The organism is Acinetobacter sp. 22323 (assembly GCF_052044895.1).
Lineage (GTDB): Bacteria > Pseudomonadota > Gammaproteobacteria > Pseudomonadales > Moraxellaceae > Acinetobacter > Acinetobacter schindleri.
In genome coordinates this window covers 1-19691 of the sequence record NZ_JBQEOL010000002.1, presented here as the reverse complement: position 1 = coordinate 19691, position 19691 = coordinate 1, and the positions used below count along the sequence as shown (strand labels likewise).

The following is a 19691-nucleotide window of genomic DNA, read 5'->3' as shown; positions in this document are numbered from 1 at the left end:
GTCTTTTTCTTGGACGATGGTTCAAATGTTAGAGAACTGAGATAGATTCATTCACATAGTCATTCAAATCATTGCCTGGCGCATTTTTAATATATGTGCTTAATTCAACTGATGAAGATCAAGTTCTTCATTGGATGCCAAGATCACAGATCCAAGAATCGGAGCTCCCAAAATTACAGGAACAGCTAAAATCCAGAATACGACGGTGTAATGTGGATCAAAGAAAAATTGAATACTAAGTGCGGCTAAAATCATAATGAGCACTAAAATTACGACAAAGCGGCTAATAAATTTCATTGACATGCGTGTAATCACTTTTGCATTGATACTGTATTTTTACTATACACCTACTTTTATTAAGACTTTATTGGTTTTAAATATCTAAAGTACTGCCATGATTGATTTTATGAAAGTTCACGTGATTTACCCAACCTTAAATATCTAAGAAATAAAAAAAAGCACTCCATCTGGAATGCTTTTTTGTGCTATAAAAATTTACAGCTTAGATATCACGTACTGCACCTTTCGCAGCACTCGTGGTGTGCATTGCATAGGCTTTCAAGGCTTTAGAAATCTTGCGTGGACGCTCTTCCGCAGGCTTCCAACCTTTGGCTTCTTGCGCTGCACGACGTTCTGCCATTACAGCATCCTCAACAGCCAAATGAATCGTACGATTCGGAATATCGATTTCGATACGGTCGCCATCTTCAACCAGACCAATCGCACCACCTTCCGCAGCTTCTGGTGACACGTGACCAATTGAAAGACCTGATGAACCACCCGAGAAACGACCATCTGTTACAAGTGCACAGTCTTTCCCTAAACCTTTTGATTTCAGGTAGCTGGTTGGATACAACATTTCTTGCATACCTGGGCCACCACGTGGGCCTTCGTAACGAATTACAACCACATCGCCGGCCGTGATTTTACCGCCCAAGATCGCTTCAACTGCTGAATCCTGGCTTTCAAATACACGTGCTGTACCGTTGAACTTCAAGATCGACTCATCTACACCAGCCGTTTTTACAATACAGCCATCCAGTGCGATGTTGCCATAAAGTACTGCCAGACCGCCGTCTTTAGAAAAGGCATGTTCGGCATTGCGGATCACACCATTTTCACGGTCACCATCTAAACGTGAGTAGTAGCGGTCTTGTGAGAATGCGGTTTGTGTTGGTACACCGCCCGGTGCTGATTTAAAGAAGGTATACACTTCTTCATCTTCAGTACGGATAATGTCCCATTTATCCAAGGCATCTTTTAAAGTTGCTTCATGGACGGTGGGTACAGAGGTATCCAACAAGCCTGCGCGATCCAGTTCACCCAAGATCGACATGATGCCACCAGCGCGGTGTACATCTTCCATATGTACGTCCTGCTTTGCAGGTGCAACTTTACACAGGACTGGCACTTTACGAGACAGACGGTCAATGTCATTCATGGTGAAATCAACACCAGCTTCATGAGCAGCTGCCAATAAGTGAAGTACCGTATTGGTTGAACCGCCCATCGCGATATCTAAAGTCATAGCATTTTCATACGATGCTTTGGTTGCGATATTGCGTGGCAGCAAGCTGTAATCATTTTGCTCGTAGTGACGTTTGGTGATCTCTACGATGAGTTGACCTGCTTTTTCGAATAACTTTTTACGGTTTGCATGTGTAGCAAGTGTTGAACCATTACCTGGTAAAGACAGACCCAATGCTTCAGTTAAGCAGTTCATTGAGTTCGCTGTGAACATACCAGAACATGAACCACAAGTTGGACATGCAGAACGTTCATATGCTGCAACTTCTTCATCAGTGAAGCTATCATCTGCTGCAACCACCATGGCATCAACAAGGTCAATCGCGTGTTCATTACCACGGATTTTCACTTTACCGGCTTCCATTGGGCCGCCTGACACGAATACGACTGGAATGTTCAGGCGCATTGCCGCCATCAGCATCCCCGGTGTGATTTTGTCACAGTTCGAGATACAGACCATCGCGTCAGCACAGTGTGCATTCACCATGTACTCAACCGAGTCCGCGATCAGGTCACGTGAAGGCAGTGAATACAACATGCCATCATGACCCATCGCGATACCATCATCCACAGCAATGGTATTAAATTCTTTTGCTACGCCGCCTGCTTGTTCAATCTGACGCGCCACCAATTGACCGAGGTCTTTAAGATGTACGTGGCCCGGAACGAACTGGGTAAATGAGTTGACCACTGCAATAATTGGCTTGCCGAAGTCTTCATCCTTCATACCAGTGGCGCGCCATAAGCCACGCGCACCCGCCATGTTTCTTCCGTGTGTCGATGTTTTTGAACGATAGTCAGGCATTGTGTTATTCCAACAAAGGTTGTGCTTGAGATGAATGAGTTCATTCACTCTGGCGAAATCTGTCTGATCGAGAGCATGAAATCAGTCGAAAATTGAACATATCATACACCAAGTTACACGGCGGATCAGGCGCTTATCGATGTGACAGGATGGGATATGCTCAGAGCAGTTTCAGTACGTACACGATTAAAATCTTTTATTAAAAACTACTATACCGCTATCGTTCCAGTTTAAATACAAAACTTTCATGAATATTTTTTACAATTTGCATGAGTTTTTTTTATATGAAATTTGAGTGATTTATCACGGTAATGGGCAGTGCTGAGCTTTAAGCTTTTACTGAATTAGGCTGCGAATTGCCTTATGCCTTATAATGCCTTTAAGTTTATTTGGAATTTCATCCGTGAAAATCATTTTTGCAGGCACACCAGAATTTGCAGCCACTGCATTGGCTGCGCTGCTAAAAACCGACCATGAGATTGTGGCGGTGTATACCCAGCCGGACCGTAAAGCGGGTCGTGGCCAAAAACTCACTGCATCTGCGGTTAAACAGCTGGCACTGGAACACAATATTCCGGTCTATCAACCGCTACACTTTAAATCTTCAACAGATGAAGGTCTGGCAGCTCAAGCTGAGTTAAAAGCCTTAAATGCGGATGTCATGGTAGTGGCAGCTTATGGTCTGATCCTGCCGCAAGTGGTATTAGATACACCGAAATATGGCTGTCTGAATATTCACGGTTCATTACTGCCGCGATGGCGTGGTGCCGCACCGATCCAGCGTGCCATCGCTACGGGTGATGCCGAGACTGGTGTGACCATTATGAAAATGGCGGCTGGTCTGGATACTGGCGACATGATGTATAAAACCATCTGCCCGATTGAGCCACAAGACACCTCTGCTTCTTTGCATGACAAGCTGGCTCAGCAAGGTGCTGAAGCAACAGTCAAAGTGCTGGAATCAGAAGAATCTCTACAGCACTATCTTGATCACCGCGAAGTGCAGGATGAAGCGCTTACGGTTTATGCACATAAATTGTCCAAGGCAGAAGCTAAAATTGATTGGACTCAGGATGCGGTCACGATTGACCGCAATATCCGTGCATTTAATCCATGGCCTGTGGCATTTACGCCTATTGATGAAACAAATAACCTGCGCGTTTGGGGTTCTTTGTTATCTCATGAAAATGCGGAAGGCAAGGCACCTGGAACTATCCTCGCGCTAGATAAAAATGGCGTACATGTGGCTTGTGGTGATCAAAAAGCTATTTGCCTGACCTCACTGCAGTGGCCGGGCGGTAAAGCGCTGAATCCGGTTCAAATTAATCAAACCCAAAAATTACATGTAGGACAAATACTGGCATGAGTCATTACGAAGCTGGCACATCGCACCTGAACTTACGTGCCCAGGTGATTCGCACCCTGCTCGCGGTACAGCAAGGGCAATCGCTTGCCAGTGTTTTGCCACAACATCTTGGCAAAGTGGCAGAGCGTGACCGTGCTCTATTCCATGAACTGGTTCTTGGGACACTGCGTCAGTGGTATGCGCTGAAAAGCGTGACCCTACCATTACTGGTGAAACCGATTAACAATAATACGGTCGAAACCTGTCTCTATGTTGGTCTGTACCAGCTACTGGAAACCCGGATTGCGCCGCATGCCGCAATTTCTGAGACCGTAACGGCGGTTAAACAGCTCGGTTATCAGGCTTTAAGTGGTGTAGTGAATGCCATCTTGCGTCGTGTTTCACGTGAAACACCTGAATTCCAGGCAGTATTAAAACAGGCGCATGGTTCGCCAAGCTGGTTATATAAACGCTTAAAGAAAGACTGGCCTGAACAGCTACTGGAACTTAGCACTGAACTGAAGCAGGTGGCCCCACTGACCTTACGCGTCAATGAACGTCAGGTAAGCCGTGATGAGTACTTAGAAATTCTGGAAGAGCATGATATTACTGCGCATGCCTGCAGTATTTCTGAAGTGGGTATCGTGCTGGATGAGAGTGTCCATATACCGCACCTGCCCGGCTTCGATGTCGGTGGTTTCTCGGTACAGGATGAGCATGCCCAACTCTGTGCCACTTTACTGCCCAACCTGAATAATAAATATGTCGTCGATGCCTGCGCAGCACCGGGCGGCAAGACTGCACATATACTAGAAAAATACAGTCCTAAAAAGCTGATTGCACTGGATCAGGATGCCAAACGTCTATTGCGCGTCCAGGAAAACCTGGAACGTCTGCTACTTGAAGGTGAGCATGTAGAAATCGTTACTGCTGATGCGATCAGCTGGCAGGCAGCTGAGCAGCCGGACTGTATCGTACTGGATGCACCCTGCTCAGCGATTGGTGTGATGCGTCGTCATCCAGATATTCGCCTGCTGCGTCAATCCACTGATATTGCCCAGACGGTGGAACTGCAAAAACTGATTCTGGAAAATATGTGGCAGCAGCTGAAAGTTGGCGGTACTTTGCTTTATATCACCTGTTCGATTCTAAAAGCAGAAAATGAACAGCAGATGGTCGAGTTCTTTACTACCCATGCGGATGCCAAAGAAATCAAGATCGAAGCGAATTGGGGTATTGAGCAGATTCATGGTCGTCAGCTGTTACCGAAAGCGGGTCAAGGCGATGGTTTCTTCTATTGCCGAATCGAAAAAACAACTTAAATAGTTGTTTGAAGAAAAAGGTAGCTTCGGCTGCCTTTTTTTATTCTAAATTTATTGGAGAAATTTGAAAATTACCAGACTGCTGGCAAGGGCCGCCATCCCACTAATCAGGCCATAAACCGTTTCGTGACCTTTGGAATAACGCTTGGCGGTTGGCAACATTTCATCCAGGGCCAGATAGACCATCACGCCACCGATCAGACCGAAAATGATGCCATAGATGGTGGTATTCAGATACGGTGCCAGAATGAAGTAGCCCAATGCGGCTCCCAAAGGTTCCGCCAGACCAGAAACCAAACTGGCGAGCAATGCATAGGATTGCCGATGTGTCGCCATATATACCGGTAAAGCAATCGCTACACCTTCCGGGATATTGTGAATCGCAATCGCTACCGCCAACGGCGCACCCAGCATCGGGCTTTCCAGGGTTGCAAAAAAGGTCGCCATGCCTTCCGGCAAATTATGTGCAGTGATGGCAAATAAAGTGAGCAAGCCGGTACGTAGTAACTGTTCCTGCCCTAGGTCCTGGGTATTATTTTTTTCCAGGGTCTCATGCGGATTGGGGACCAAATGATCCAGTAACAGCACCAAGACTGCACCCAGTAATAAAGTCAAGGTTCCCCAGGCATACCCTATTTTCGCGCCATACGCCACGCTAAAAGAATCAATAGATTTGGTCAGAATCTCAGTAAGAGATACATAAATCATCGCTCCAGCAGCAAAGGCCAGACCGAAGGACATGACACGCAGGTTGGGTTTTTTTAAAAATAACACCAGTCCCCCACCCACCACGGTGGCCAAGCCGGCAAATAGAGTTACGGCAAAGGCTGTATAGACTTGTGCATCAGTAACGGAAGCAATACCCATAAGTCAGCCATTAAAAAAAGTCATTATCAACAAAGATGATAATGACTTTCATTTACAGCAACAATCAGTTTATGTGAAGATTGTTAGTCTTCTGGTTCTTCCGGATTTTTTGCCAGATGAATCACAGAGAATACTAGCCCCCCCCATAATAAAACGATGGAGAAAATCATCATGATTAATGCAGATGTATTCATATTGGTTCTCCTAACTATGACGGTCTTTAACTAGACTGAGCAGAATGGCGCCCAGAATAAAGAATGCAAGGGTGCCCCCACCAATCGTCCATAACGTACTTGCAGGATAACCACCATAGCCTTCAGCCATGATTGATTTCAGGGTTAAACCCAATGCCAGCAATAATGACAAAGGCGTGATCACTGTCAGCATGAACTTCCAGCTGGCACCAAGTTTCACACTGGCAAATTCATTGACATGCATTTCCAGCTGTTTCATCACTGGGCGGCGGAACCAGGACAATAAAATAATCGATAACAGGCCACCACCGACAATACCGATGTTATTGGCAAAGTAGTCAATAATGTCGACAAATGTAATGGCACTATGGGTCGAGAAGATCAAAGTCGATACCACTGCTGAACCACCGGCAATAATCGTCACGGACTTGTTCTTTGACCAGCCCAGCTTGTCCTGGAATGCCGCAATTGGCACCTGCAGGATACTGACCATGGAGGTAATACCCGCCACTGTTAATGACGCAAAGAATAGGAAGCCGAACAGATCTCCACCTGCACCTAAACTGGAAATGATTTTCGGGAAGGCAATAAAGGCCAGACCGATACCACCAGATACTACATCTTCAACTTTCGCACCTGAGCTGAATGCCATGAAACCAAGTGCTGCAAAGACACCAATACCCGCTAGAATTTCAAAAGACGAGTTCGCCAATGCCACCACGATACCTGAACCGGTCAGGTTGGTTTTACGTTTCAAGTAAGATGCATAAGTCAACATAATCCCGAAACCCACCGAAAGTGAGAAGAAGATGTGACCAAAAGCTGCCAGCCAGACTTTATAATTAGTCATGGCTTCCCAGTTTGGAGTAAAGAAGGCATTTAAGCCATCGACTGCACCAGGTAAACGTACCGCCTGAATCACCAGGATCGTGAATAAAATCACCAGTAATGGCATAAAGATTTTATTCGCCAGTTCCACCCCACGGCGTACTCCACCGTAAAGGATCAGCATCACCGCTGCCCAAACGACTACCAGACCAAAAAACAGTACCGGAACAAAACCGAAGGTCAGGCCTTCACCATTTTGCAGATAGGTATTGAAGAAAAAGCCTTGAGTATCGGTTCCCCACTGTTGTCCGAAGGAATAGAACATATAACTGCCAGCCCAGGACAATACGCTGGCATAATAAATCCCGATGATCAGGGTCACCATCACCTGCCACCAACCCAGAGATTCTGCATTCATGAGTTTTTTATAGGCCATCGGTGGTGCTTTGCGGAACTTGTGTCCAACTGCATAATCTAAAAACAATAATGGCAAACCTGCTGCGAAAATCGCAATCAGATAAGGAATCAGGAATGCGCCTCCGCCATTTTCATAGGCAACGTATGGAAAGCGCCAAATATTCCCTAACCCTACTGCAGAGCCAATCGCTGCAATAATAAATCCTGATCGTGCCGACCAATTCTCTCGAGTATCTGTCATAGAACACCTAAACCTTAGGTCTCTTTAGATGCTGCTTATTGTGGTTATCGCGCGAGCAAAAAAAGTACCAATAAAAATAATTCTGGGTGCTTCAATTGGAGCATTGCTTTGTGAGCTTCAGCTTCTAAATCAGCCAACGGTCTAGCATGTCAAATCCTGGATAAAGCATCTTGCCCACACTGTCCGTGTATATGGATTTAACAATACTGAGTTTTAAGTATGATTTGTGTAAATTCTGCTCCTAATATTAATTTTTTATAATATATCTTGTTCAACCGTTCAATATTTCTCCAGGGTTAGCTTGATTTATTAAGTTATAAGTGAATTAACTTTTAGGAATATATTGTTTTTTAAGTATATCTTGATGAGTTTTGACATCCTCCCCCAGCTAAAGCAAGGGGATTCCTACTGCTAGACGCTCATGCCCGAGCGCAAGAATATTCAGTGCGGAATTTACATCCCGATCCCATGAGCTACCACACTCACCACACTGCCACTCTCTTATTCCTAAACCTGCTCTACCTTTCGGACTACTGGAGCGTGAGCCACAGCACGAACAAGTTTGGGTGGTATAGGCTTCATTGACTTCTTCATACCATACCCCTGCGTTCTCCCATTTATACTTGAGCATGGTTCTTAGTGTTGTCCAACTGGCATCTAACACAGACTTGGCTAGTTTAGTTTGCGCTAATGCTTTGGCATTCACATTGCCAACGAAGATTGCTGCATGTTCTTTTACCAGTTTATGGCTGAATTGATGCAGCATGTTTTGTCTTACATTTTTAATCTTGGCGTGAATTGCTTTCACTCGTTTTTTATTTTTTGCACGTTGAGCAATACCAAGTTTTTGTTCATATTTCCGATAGATTTGAGGGGCTTTAAGTTTTACGCCATCTGAACAAGTGGCTAAATCTTTTAAACCTAAATCTATGCCAATTGAGGTTATAGCGGCGGTTTTCTCTGTTTTAGCATTGTCAACTACAAGACATACATACCAACGGCCTCGGCTATCTTCAACGAATGAGCCTGTTTTAACCCTGTATTGACTTAAACCGTAATTATCCCATAACTTGAATTGGTGTTTACCATATTGAACACAGCCATCAGCATATTTGATTGCAACCTTTTTAAACGGTATCCAACCCAGTGAGCGTCTAGCTGATTTTTTATTACTGACACGCCATTTTAGTTTTGCTTTTTTGAACTGCTTGCGTCTTGTGACCAATTCTTCTGTCACTGCCTGAATAGTTTGACTGTGCAAGTTGCATTCTTTCGATGTGCCTTTCGTGTATTTTGCAATATCGTATGCTGAAAAGAATTGTTGTTTTTTTTGAAGATGTTTAAAACACAAATCATTGACATAATTCCAAACTAAATTTACTTCGGATGCTAACTGATTTAGCACCTTGCAATGTTTGTCTTTTATGCGTAATTTGAGTGTCTTCATCCAATTATTTTAACAGTATTTTTCTTAATAGTGACTATAGTACAAGTATTTAAAACGACATTTCGTGTCTTTCATGTGGTTTACTCCAGTCGCTTATATCCTCGTGCTGAACCACGAGATTTTACGCTCCAGTGGATAAAAATTATTCCTGTTCTCTTCTTATTGAATAGCTGAACTTTAAAAACTCAGATCATGAGCAAATGTGCGCATGATCTGAACACTTAAAATTTAAATCATTATTCAGGCTTTAATCACCAGCATACGTTCTTCCTGCATGTCACGAATAGCAGACTGGATGCCTTCACGCCCTAATCCCGAATCCTTTACACCGCCATACGGCATATTATCAACACGGAAGGATGGAATGTCGTTGATGATCACGCCACCGACATGCAACTGATTCCAGGCATACAGCATCTTGTTCAGGTTCTGGGTATAGACACCCGCCTGCAAACCAAAACGACTGCTGTTGATGCATTCAATCCCGGCCTCAAAATTGCTGTATTTTTCCAAGATTGCCATCGGACCAAACACTTCATCCTTATACACTTCTAGTTCATGATCAACATCTTCCAGTAGGGTTGGCTCAAACATCACGCCATCCAGCTTGCCGCCACTGAGCACTTTAGCGCCTTTCTTCACGGCTTTATCCAGCCATTTTTTCAAACGCTGGGCTTCAGCCTCCTTAATCATTGGGCCGACCAGGGTGGTGTCCAAATCTGGATCCGCTGGTTTAAGCTTTTTCAGTTTGGTTACCAGTTTTTTCTTCACCTCAGCGTAGATATCTTGATGCACCAAAATACGCTGCACGCTAATGCAGACCTGTCCGGCATGACCAAAAGCACCACCGATCAGGCGATCAATAAAGCTATCCGTGATTTCAGTATCAGGCTCGATCATTACCGCGGCATTACCACCCAGTTCCAACGTGACTTTCTTGCGCCCTGCCCGCGCTTTCATATCCCAACCGACCACATCAGAACCGGTAAAGCTGAGCATTTTGAAACGGTCATCCGTCACCAGTACATCCGCCAGTTCACGTGGACAGGGCAGTATCGAGAACGCATTTGGTGGTAAATCAGTCTCTGCCAGAATCTCAGCAATCTTTAAGGCTGACACCGGTGTCAGGCTGGCAGGTTTTAAGACAAAGGGACAACCCGCTGCAATTGCAGGCGCAATCTTGTGAGCGGTCAGATTCAGCGGAAAATTAAAAGGACTGATCAGGGAGACGGCGCCAATCGGAACCTGTTTCACAAAACCCTGATAGCCCGATGCAGCCGCTGTAACTGCCAATGGCATCATACGGCCTGAATCAACCTGAGTCACGGCATCGGCGGCAATCTGGAAAGTATTGATCAGACGTTCCACTTCAGCTGCTGCAGCTTTACGTGGCTTACCCCCCTCAGCAATCAGAATCTCGGTCAACTGACCGCGAATCTCATTAAAGCGCTTCACACAGTGCAACAGGATTTTCTGTTTTTGATAAGGCTCCAGAGCCGCCATTTCCGCTTCGGCTTTGACTGCTGCTTTAATGGCTTTTTCCAGAATTTTGGCATCTGCCAATGACACACGTGCGCAAACCTTATGCGTATATTTATCCTGAACCTCCAGCCACTCTGAGGTTTCCACTGGCTTACCTGCAACATAAAGCGGATAGTCGATTACTGCTCGGGGTTTAGTCATGTTATGTCCTTTCAGGTTCACGCAATATTTCGATATATTTGATTATATGCTCAAGATCCAGTGACATGCGTTTTTAAAATGTAGACCTTGATTGAAATGGCTGAAAAGCCTGCTCTGCAATTGTTCTAGATCTAGCAAAATAAAACTGAAAAATTAAGCTTAATCTGGCTAGATGGTTCCCTACTTGCTGCCATATACATTTTGAAAATTACCTATATGATGCAGCTAGCCAGAAATACTAAAAATATAGATTTAGGTCATAAAACTGCTCAATTTGAGTCAAGCACAAGGAAATTCAACCTATGCATGCAAGAATCATCAATACCTTATTATGTGGACTGGCACTGAGTAGCGTCAGCCATGCCGATATCATTGGTCTGAAAGCAGATGCCAGCTACTGGAATTTTGACGGATATAGCCAGTCTGACAATGCCAGTAAACATGATCTGGACCGTCAAGGTACGGCACAGCTGTCTGTAGCTTTGGAACATCCGGTACCGTGGTTGCCAAATGCGAAAATCAAATATGTAAATCTCAACAGTAACAGCGAGCAAAGCACTGTACTTAATGCTTCAGATATCGAGCTGAACAATATTGACTATATTCTGTATTACGAATTGCTGGATACAGTTGTGCATGCGGATGTTGGTATCGGCTTAAGCAATCTGGATGGTACGGTGAAAAACCTGAATGCCGGTGCTCTAACCCAGTACGATCTAGACGAATACAGTCCTCTGCTCTACGCAACAGCAGGTGTCAAACTGCCATTCACCGGGATGAGCGCCAAAGCTGAAGCTGTTTACAGCCATGGCAGCGACACTAAAAAGACCGATGTACAAGCTGAACTTCAATACGACTTTATTGATAATCTGGCTGTAGACCTCGGTGCCAAACTGGGTTATCGCATCATGAAAATTGATGCCGAGCAAAATAATGTGCCAGATCTTCAACTAGAATTTAAAGGTCCTTATATCGGTCTGGACATGCACTTTTAATGAAAAGAATGACTTACAGAATACTACTTAGATCTTGTAAGCCCAGGCGTACAACATAAGCTGTTATCTGCGTCTTTTAAGCTATATTAAGCTGCAGTATCTTAAACCCATAGAGAGCAGGATGCTCCGAAACATAAAAACAAAAATAAGCAGATGCACCAGGACGTGAGGTACGACAGGAGTTATACCTAAATCACGAAATACGGAAAAAGCCCCGATAGGATATCGGGGCTTTTTCCATCTATTGTTTTTTTCTGTTGTTCTCTCAGGTCTTTCTTCTATAAACGCTTACAGTCCTCGGCTAAAAAAGCAACATTTCTAAAAATGCCTTATTGCTAAGCTAAAGACCCCTGCAGATATTGAGATTTACAATCATGGTCAAGAAAGTTCTGATTATCACCTCGAACGAAGGCATTGAACACGATGAATTAGTCCAGCCCCTGGATTTCTTGCAGTCACATGGTTTTGTGGTGATTCATGCTGCAGAAAAAAATGAAGATGTCCACACCATGGAAGCTGACAGCAAGCCAAGTGCACAATACACACCTGATACAACCATGCATGAAGTCAGTGTAGAAGATTATGATCTGCTGGTGATTCCTGGTGGAACAGTGAATGCGGATAAATTACGCATTAATGAAGATGCCCAACGCATCATCCAGTACTTTGCTGATAACCAGAAACCGATTGCGGCAGTCTGTCATGGTCCATGGGCACTGATTGATGCGGGTCGCGTCAAAGATAAAAACCTGACTTCTTATAAGAGTATCAAGCTGGATCTAGAGAATGCCGGTGCAAAATGGGTCGATGAAGAAGTACACCGTTGCAATACCAATGGCTGGGTACTGATTACTTCACGTAATCCGGATGATTTACCGGCTTTTAATACTGCAATTGTGGAAGAACTGGAAGCGGACATGGATATTATTCCGTAATCCTAAACTGTTCTCAAAAAGAAACCCCAGCTTGTGGGGTTTCTTTTTTATTCTTTCTTATTTAGGAATACTGCCTTTCAGGCTTTTTAAATATTCCACGACATCTTTATTGCCTGCCATTTCAGCCAGCTCTAAAGCAGTATAGGTACTGCGATGATCGACATCTGCGCCTTTACTCACCAGTAACTTCACCACTTCAAGATGATCATTTTCAGCAGCAGCTTGTAATGCGCTATAGCCTTCTTCATCGGCGGAGTTAACGTTTAGACCTTCTTGTAAGCCCTGCTCAACCTGTTCAACATCACCTAGGGATGCCCAGTACACCAGTTCAGGAAGATGCAGTTCTTCATCATCTTCAGGGATTGGGGAGAATGAATTAATAGTCATAATTGTGTTACCTAAAATTTTTTTAATTATGAAATGGTTGATTTTATCCAGTCAACATCAGAAAGTTCATCATATATAAATCTTTGGTTAATTGCTTTTGAATTTTTTTAATAGTTCTTTACTTCCTGATAATACTGACAAAGCCATATCAATCATTAATTTTTTCCCTGATTGTATGTTATCGATATCTATATCTTCCAAATTAGCATCAGTGAAATCTGGATTGATTGCCATTTCAAAGTTAATGATCCACCAGTTTTCAATTTTATGAACTAATTGGTAAGCACATAGAAAGTTTTTCATCAGGTCTTTTATTTCACCATTAAAAACGATATCACTCATTTCATGTGCTAAATAATTTCTATAATTTTTTAAAGCCTCTATATTTTCTTTATCTACTTCATTAATGACTTCATGTTCTATTAACCAAGAAATTGACGCGTATAGATGATTTTTACGTCTTGATAAAACTTTTAATCTATATTCTTCTTCTCCTTCTAAATCCCTAGCTCCAATTAAGGTCATAATATAAAAATCTTTGAGTCGATTGATAATCGAATCTTTCAACATTTCATAGATAGTTATATACATCGAAATATTAATTAGTCGATCTTTAAATACTTCAGGGTTTAAAAAGCTTTCCTATTGTTCTCGATAATCCATTTTTTATAACTCTTAAACTCATGATTTTTTAATCTAAATTGCTTTAGATTATCAGTAAATAAAAAAAGCCCCCATTTCGGAGGCTTCTTATTTCAAACTTGGTTTTAAGCTTTTGCAGCAACTGTCTCTGCTGAACCAATCTTGTTAGCTTCATTTTCATGCATGATCAGCGCAACTGCAATTGCTGTAATCAGTACCGGTAAACCGACTGCCATAAAGTTGAAGTGTGCAGGCAGGTTCATACCCAGTAAGCCACCAATCAGGATTGGGCCTACAATCGCACCCATACGACCAATCGCAGAAGACCAGCCAATACCTGTAGAACGTACTGCCAGTGGGTAATACTGCGCTACATAGCTGTATAGCAACATTTGTGAACCGATTGACGCTGCACCAGCCAGGAACACCAGGATATAAAGTAAGAACTGGTTAGACGCAAAGCCCATTGAGCTCATCACAATCGCACCCATAATACCCAGGAACATCAGTACCGGTTTCAGGTGGAAACGGTCAGCCAGAATACCACCGCCAACAATACCAACTACTGCACCCACGTTCATGACCATCATGAACATCAGGCTGTTATCCATTGAGTAGCCCGCCGCCATCATCAATTTTGGCAACCAGCTGCTAAGTGCATACATCGTCAGCAAGCAAGTGAAGAATGCTACCCAGAACAATAATGTATTGACTGCACGACCGCGGCGGAACAGGCTAACCACGTTCGCAGCTTCAGGTACATTTTCCTGAGGTAAAGTGAATACTGTATTTTCAGTTACTTTTAAATCTGGTGCCATACGACGCACAATCTCTCGTGCTTCCGCTTGGCGGTTTTGTTTCACCATAAATGAGATAGATTCAGGTAAAAATTTCCAAATAATTGGTAATAAAAACAGTGGAATTCCCGCGATAAAGAACATGATCTGCCAACCAAAATCTGGAGTAAACCATGAGCCAAGCAGAGCAGCCATGACACCCCCTACGGCATAGCCACTGAACATTGTGGTTACTAAGGTACTACGCATCTTTTGTGGCGCATATTCAGAAGTCAGTGCTACCAGGTTTGGCATTACACCACCAATGCCTAAACCAGCAAGGAAACGTAAAATACCAAATTCAGTCGGGTTAGACGCAAAGCCGCCCGCGAAAGTTAAACCACTAAACAGCACGATACAGATCATGATAACTTTTTTACGGCCAATCTTGTCTGCCAGCGAACCAAAAATCATGGCACCAAACATCATGCCTGCAAGTGCTGTACTGGCCAGCATACCTGCTTGTACTGCGCTTAAGCCCCAATCTTGCATTAAGAGTGGCAGCGTCACACCATTAATTGCTAAATCGTAGCCATCAAATAAGATAATGAGTAAACACCAAGCAACTACATTGAAGTGAAAAGGCGTAAATTTCGCATTATCGACTACAGAATTAACGTCTATTTTTTCCGTTGTCATCGTTCTCATCTCCCATGAGTACTTGTCCATAAATCCTGCTGACTATTACGACAAAACAGTCAGTTCGAGCGAATATACTGAAGTGGATTTCGCGTTACAATAAGACCATAGTTAAGGTAAATTAAAGCTTTAGAGATATACATTTATGTGATTATTCACGTTATTATTAATATTTAAATGCTTGTTTTATATATTTAAAATATATTTTTAAGTGAGTCTTTTAGTAATTTTTCTAAGCAAGAAATATATTTTGATTTCTATTAAAAATTATGAATTTAAAGGTTAAAAATGAATATAAGAACCAGTGGGTCATTAAGCCTTGACAGTTTTAAGCTTCGGCTCTGCCACTGGATCTGCATTTACAAAGCGGTCTTTACGCACAATCAGTGATACGGCAATGGCTACAATCACTACTAGTAGGCCAACAGCCATGAAGTTCAGCTGATGTGGTAATTCCATACCCAGCAGCATTCCGATCAGGATTGGACCGACAATTGCCCCACTACGCTCTACCGCTGAAGCCCAACCAATAGCGGTTGAACGAACAGTTAATGGATAGTATTGCGCCACATAGCTTTGACATCCTCACCCACCTAAAGGAGGGTGATTCCTACTGCTAGACGCTCATGCCCGAGCGCAAGAATGTTTAGAGCTGAGTTCTTATCTCTATCGCTATCTAAACACATAGATACAAATAACACTTGGAATCCTTTCATAACAAAGGATTCCACTTTGTTTACATACTTACTATGTAGAATCATGAAGCTTTCCATATAGCATCTCGATTGTCTTTTTTTGCTCTAAATTATCAATTTCTAATTCCTTAACCCTTGCTTTTAAAGCAGCAATCAATGCGTCCTTTGATGATTCGGAAGTGTTTTTCAATGTGCTTGTATTTGCACATTTACTCTTACTCTCAACCCTATGCTTCTTAATTTGATTAGCAATAGATTCCTCTCTATAAAGCCAAGCTGTCGATACGTTTGCTTTTTCTGCTACAGTTTTGAAATTAATAGTGGCTTTTTCCTTTAGCATTTGTTTTATTGCTAACTCTGTGCGCTTAATAGCTTCATTCTTCTTCTTTAAGGCATTTTCCTTTAAACCTTGAGTGTTTCTATCATGGCTCATATTAATTACTCTCTAAGGGTGCAATAATTTTCACTAAAGATTCTTTGATATTTTCATTCATTTCCAGTTGGCGAACCCAACCGTTCTTTTTACACGTTTCAATAATCACTTCGGTTCTTTGTAGTTGCTCTTTGTGTTGAGGTAAAAAGGTGTGATCTGTTCTAAAGTTTGAGCATGTCAGACAGGCATTAGCATGTGGGCAACCGCCCTGAACAACGGGTAGTGAGCAAAGTCCATTTGGTAAAGTTTGCATTGCTATGTTTTTTTTAAGCCATTGAGCATCAATATTATTTGCATCTGTTCCCATTGTTAAATCATTAATAATATCTTGATCATTAAACTTTTTACCGTTTATATCAATCATTGTGCTGTTAAATTTCTTGAACTCTTTTTTTAATGTTTCATCTAAAATATGAGCATAGGTGCTAGTCATCACAGGGGTTTCATGACCTAAATATTTTTGGACAATATGTTGCGGAACTCCATTGTTAATCATTCGAGTTGCTACGGTGTGCCTAAATTGATGAAACCCAAAACGAATAACCTTTCCACTCGCATCATTTATATTATTTTCAACTGCAAGTGCGTTTAGATTTTTAATTAGAGTTCCTTTGCTCCATGCTTTTCCTGCTCTTGGATAAGGAATGCCATTTTCCTGAAATTTGGGGGTTGTAAATAGTAAAACAGGAGCTTGACCAAACTCTGCAATCATAGCTTTTTGTTGTTCCCTGATTACGGAAACTAACTCTGCTGAAATTGGAACGATATGATCTTTTTTCATTTTAAATTGATAATATTTAAGAAAGTAATCCCCATTTTCATCAGGAGAAATACAATTAAACATTAAACTACAGCACTCACTAATTCTCATCCCAACCTCTTGTAGTACAAGAAAAAACCTCATCACATCAGGATTTAATTTATCAATATGCTGATTTAATTGACTCATTACATTTTCGGGAATGAATTTTGGTATTGATTTAGGCAGGCTTGGATAATCCGTATCCCTAATTAGTTTAGTTGCCCCAAATTTAATAAAATTTGTATCCTCACACCATTCAAAATACTGTCTTAAAGATGCTAATCTTCTTTTAATCGTTGAAGATTTTAATTCAGATTTAGACCATTCAAAAAAGACTTTTTGCATTTCTGATCTAGTAACTTCATGCGCTTCGCATTCAGGGTTTATAGAGTAAAGTGCTCTGCTGAAAAATGTAATAGCATCAATATTTGTCTTTAATGTGCTTTTTGATCTAGTTGAAAATACAGCCTTAATAAATGCCTTAGCCGAACTTATTAACCAATCAAAGTGAATGTTGCTAAAGTTCAGTTTATGTGTTTCTGTATCTCCTTTAGATACAGCATCAAAATCACTTTTAACCAACCAAACATCTTCGGTTTTTATAGTAATTTTTTTCAGACACTCTTGATAAATATCAGGATGATTCTTTTTAATAACACCTTCACCAATTCCTGATTCGTTCATTAATTTTCTTACACTGATATATCCACCATTAGGAATAGGTGGTGTATTCTTTGGATTTCCATTTTTAAGTCTTTCTAAGGCTTCCAAAAGTATCAAGCGATCTTGGGTGTGCCTTGAAGTTTTTTGCTTTTCAATTTCAATCAATATCTGATTATGAGCGTCTGGATAACTTTTCCTAACCATCATGTCAAAGGTTTCAGAAAACCCTGCTTCCCTACAGACTTTTTTTACAGTAATTACCTCATTTTTAGACAACAATATGGTTAAAGCTTTTAATAGCTTATCGTGCTTTTCTTTATTACCATACCTAGCATATTCACCTTGAAGCTCATTTATTTTGTTAAGAATGTCAGGGAAATATGCATACAAGTACGAATCAGAAACATCTGCTTCTTTAGCTACAGATGCTACAGTTACTTTAGCGTTTTTATTAACATTCCTTGTTTCTCCTGTTTTAAAACGCTCTATTGCCTCCATACAGCGTTTTCTAACAAGACTAGCATGAATGGTTATACTTTCATTCTTTGAGTCTTTTAATGAGCTGACATAAAGCATCACATCCCTAAAATCCCTATGTAACTCAGTAGGTGAAACTCTCGCTTCTTTGGCAATATTTTTGAATATTAATTTTCCTTTCTTACTAATAACAATAGGATTCCCATTAATTATTCTATCAATGGCTTCTATTGCTTGCTGTTTTACGTTTATAGATTTAGTTGTAGACCCATTATCGGTAAATACTTTTTCAGCATAATTCGTATTCATTTTAATTTACCTTTTTGAAAGTTTTGGAATGCCACTTTTAGGTCTTGATCATTCAAATGAGCGTAAATATTAATCGTGGTTTGAATATCTTTATGCCCTAAACGCTTTTGAACGTATGAAGCATCCCAACCACTTCTCAGTAACTCTGTGGCATGTGTATGTCTAAAAATATGAGGGCTGAATGGAAGTTTTAGGGCTTTGGATAAGCGACTGAATTTAGTGTAAATAGTGCTGTAACTTAACGGATGCCCTTTATTTTCGCCCCATATATTCACAAAAACATAATCAGAATCAATATCGTCAAAATCATGTACTACATAATCAGTGTAGCGTCTTATGAGTTCATCACTAACGTCAATAACCCTAGTTTCTTGGCTTTTTGCTCTTGCGTTATTTGTATTGTTATTACGATGAACTATATGAATCTCGCTATCCCAACTTTTAATATCTTCATGCCTTAAACCAAGACACTCGCCTATACGCATACCTGTTTCATAGAGTAGGGCTACAATCAACTTATCTCTGCGGTTAGAACATGAATCTAGGATTTTTTGCACTTGTTCAAATGTTAATGTTTTAGGTATTCGTTTAGGCTCTTTAATTTTAAGAATGCTATGTTTTGTGGAGCTTGCTTTACTAATATGATGTAGAAACGGTTTGTAATTTTTACTATTAGATTTAGTTGATCTCTTATCATTTAAAACAAGAGTGCTATCTAGTTTTGAGTGATAATCATAGAAAGCTGTAATCGCAGTAATTATTGTATTTATTGTTTTTTCTGAACGCAGAGAAACACTTGAAGAAAAAGGAATAATATTACTTGCATCTATAGTTCCTAGTTTTAGAAAGTTGATGAACTCTGATAGCTCAATTAAACCAATCTGATTCCAACTATAGTTCTTTAAAGATAGAAATAACCAAAATTCTTTAAGATGATAAGCGTAAGAACGAATAGTGTTTGGAGATTTTCTAACAGAACTTAAATACCTTAAATAAAGATCAATTGATGGTATAGCTAAGTGATCATCACCAATGACAATCCAAAAGTCTTCTGTTTGATTATTAATTCGTATTTTCTGCACTTTCATTAAGTAGAATCTACTATGTATATATGTTTAGATATAAATTCTACAATGTATATTATTAATAGTAAATCATTCTTTGTTTACTTTGTATATTATTATTTATATGTAGTAGATAAC

General features: G+C 41.2%; 17 protein-coding genes and 2 pseudogenes. 4 read left to right on the top strand and 15 right to left on the bottom strand.

Going from position 1 to position 19691, the window contains the following annotated elements; translation table 11 throughout:
• Positions 1–99: 99 nt before the first annotated feature.
• On the bottom strand, positions 100–303 hold the full coding sequence (locus ACTJIX_RS01405) for a hypothetical protein (protein ID WP_004814075.1): 204 nt from the start codon (positions 301–303) through the stop codon (positions 100–102).
• 199 nt (positions 304–502) lie between these two features.
• Positions 503–2332: a dihydroxy-acid dehydratase gene (gene ilvD / locus ACTJIX_RS01400; RefSeq protein ID WP_008306966.1), complete on the bottom strand. Its 1830-nt coding sequence runs from the start codon at positions 2330–2332 to the stop codon at positions 503–505.
• Between the two features lie 403 nt (positions 2333–2735).
• Between ilvD and fmt the strand changes: the two genes are divergently transcribed.
• Together fmt and rsmB are read left to right on the top strand one after the other, a co-directional pair.
• Positions 2736–3698: a methionyl-tRNA formyltransferase gene (gene fmt / locus ACTJIX_RS01395; RefSeq protein ID WP_004814071.1), complete on the top strand. Its 963-nt coding sequence runs from the start codon at positions 2736–2738 to the stop codon at positions 3696–3698.
• Positions 3695–4999 (top strand): 16S rRNA (cytosine(967)-C(5))-methyltransferase RsmB, encoded by a 1305-nt coding sequence (rsmB, locus tag ACTJIX_RS01390; RefSeq protein WP_005220438.1) that lies wholly within the window; start codon positions 3695–3697, stop codon positions 4997–4999. The genes fmt and rsmB overlap by 4 nt, the downstream gene beginning before the upstream one ends.
• Before the next feature lie 51 nt (positions 5000–5050).
• On the opposite strand, the gene zupT is transcribed toward rsmB, so the two are convergent.
• The 5 genes from zupT to ACTJIX_RS01365 all read right to left on the bottom strand — a co-directional run bounded on the left by zupT (position 5051) and on the right by ACTJIX_RS01365 (position 10676).
• Positions 5051–5866, bottom strand: coding sequence for a zinc transporter ZupT (gene zupT / locus ACTJIX_RS01385; protein ID WP_005220439.1), 816 nt, complete (start codon positions 5864–5866; stop codon positions 5051–5053).
• An 83-nt stretch (positions 5867–5949) separates the two neighbouring features.
• A complete protein-coding gene (locus ACTJIX_RS01380; RefSeq protein ID WP_005220441.1) occupies positions 5950–6060 on the bottom strand; it encodes a methionine/alanine import family NSS transporter small subunit in 111 nt (36 codons plus the stop codon).
• 10 nt (positions 6061–6070) lie between these two features.
• The gene (locus tag ACTJIX_RS01375) at positions 6071–7546 is read right to left on the bottom strand and encodes a sodium-dependent transporter (protein ID WP_005220442.1); all 1476 of its coding nucleotides are present in this window, start codon (positions 7544–7546) and stop codon (positions 6071–6073) included.
• 388 nt (positions 7547–7934) lie between these two features.
• The gene (locus ACTJIX_RS01370; protein WP_440611083.1) at positions 7935–8993 is read right to left on the bottom strand and encodes an RNA-guided endonuclease InsQ/TnpB family protein; all 1059 of its coding nucleotides are present in this window, start codon (positions 8991–8993) and stop codon (positions 7935–7937) included.
• 240 nt (positions 8994–9233) lie between these two features.
• On the bottom strand, positions 9234–10676 hold the full coding sequence (locus ACTJIX_RS01365; protein ID WP_004814061.1) for an aldehyde dehydrogenase family protein: 1443 nt from the start codon (positions 10674–10676) through the stop codon (positions 9234–9236).
• 302 nt (positions 10677–10978) lie between these two features.
• Between ACTJIX_RS01365 and ACTJIX_RS01360 the strand changes: the two genes are divergently transcribed.
• Both ACTJIX_RS01360 and ACTJIX_RS01355 read left to right on the top strand, forming a co-directional pair.
• On the top strand, positions 10979–11671 hold the full coding sequence (locus tag ACTJIX_RS01360; RefSeq protein ID WP_004814060.1) for a TIGR04219 family outer membrane beta-barrel protein: 693 nt from the start codon (positions 10979–10981) through the stop codon (positions 11669–11671).
• Positions 11672–12045: 374 nt separating this feature from the next.
• On the top strand, positions 12046–12606 hold the full coding sequence (locus ACTJIX_RS01355) for a type 1 glutamine amidotransferase domain-containing protein (protein ID WP_004895920.1): 561 nt from the start codon (positions 12046–12048) through the stop codon (positions 12604–12606).
• A gap of 57 nt (positions 12607–12663) precedes the next feature.
• On the opposite strand, the gene ACTJIX_RS01350 is transcribed toward ACTJIX_RS01355, so the two are convergent.
• The 8 genes and pseudogenes from ACTJIX_RS01350 to ACTJIX_RS01315 form a co-directional block, all read right to left on the bottom strand.
• Complete coding sequence (locus ACTJIX_RS01350; protein WP_004895922.1) at positions 12664–12993, bottom strand: ankyrin repeat domain-containing protein; 330 nt, start codon at positions 12991–12993, stop codon at positions 12664–12666.
• Positions 12994–13080: 87 nt separating this feature from the next.
• Positions 13081–13518, bottom strand: a complete 438-nt coding sequence (locus tag ACTJIX_RS01345; RefSeq protein WP_227591035.1) for a DUF4145 domain-containing protein — start codon at positions 13516–13518, stop codon at positions 13081–13083.
• Between the two features lie 242 nt (positions 13519–13760).
• Positions 13761–15110 carry an aromatic acid/H+ symport family MFS transporter gene (locus tag ACTJIX_RS01340; protein ID WP_004895925.1) on the bottom strand — a complete coding sequence of 450 codons (1350 nt, stop codon included), beginning with the start codon at positions 15108–15110 and terminating at the stop codon, positions 13761–13763.
• Between the two features lie 312 nt (positions 15111–15422).
• Positions 15423–15686 (bottom strand): annotated as a pseudogene (locus ACTJIX_RS01335) (aromatic acid/H+ symport family MFS transporter); the annotation flags it as partial.
• A 17-nt stretch (positions 15687–15703) separates the two neighbouring features.
• A pseudogene (locus ACTJIX_RS01330) lies at positions 15704–15781 on the bottom strand (RNA-guided endonuclease TnpB family protein); the annotation flags it as partial.
• 76 nt (positions 15782–15857) lie between these two features.
• On the bottom strand, positions 15858–16238 hold the full coding sequence (locus ACTJIX_RS01325; RefSeq protein WP_440611082.1) for a DUF6262 family protein: 381 nt from the start codon (positions 16236–16238) through the stop codon (positions 15858–15860).
• 1 nt (position 16239) lies between these two features.
• On the bottom strand, positions 16240–18489 hold the full coding sequence (locus ACTJIX_RS01320) for a tyrosine-type recombinase/integrase (protein ID WP_416664883.1): 2250 nt from the start codon (positions 18487–18489) through the stop codon (positions 16240–16242).
• Positions 18486–19577, bottom strand: a complete 1092-nt coding sequence (locus ACTJIX_RS01315; protein WP_111861098.1) for a tyrosine-type recombinase/integrase — start codon at positions 19575–19577, stop codon at positions 18486–18488. Before ACTJIX_RS01315 ends, ACTJIX_RS01320 begins: the two co-directional genes overlap by 4 nt.
• Positions 19578–19691 lie beyond the last annotated feature (114 nt).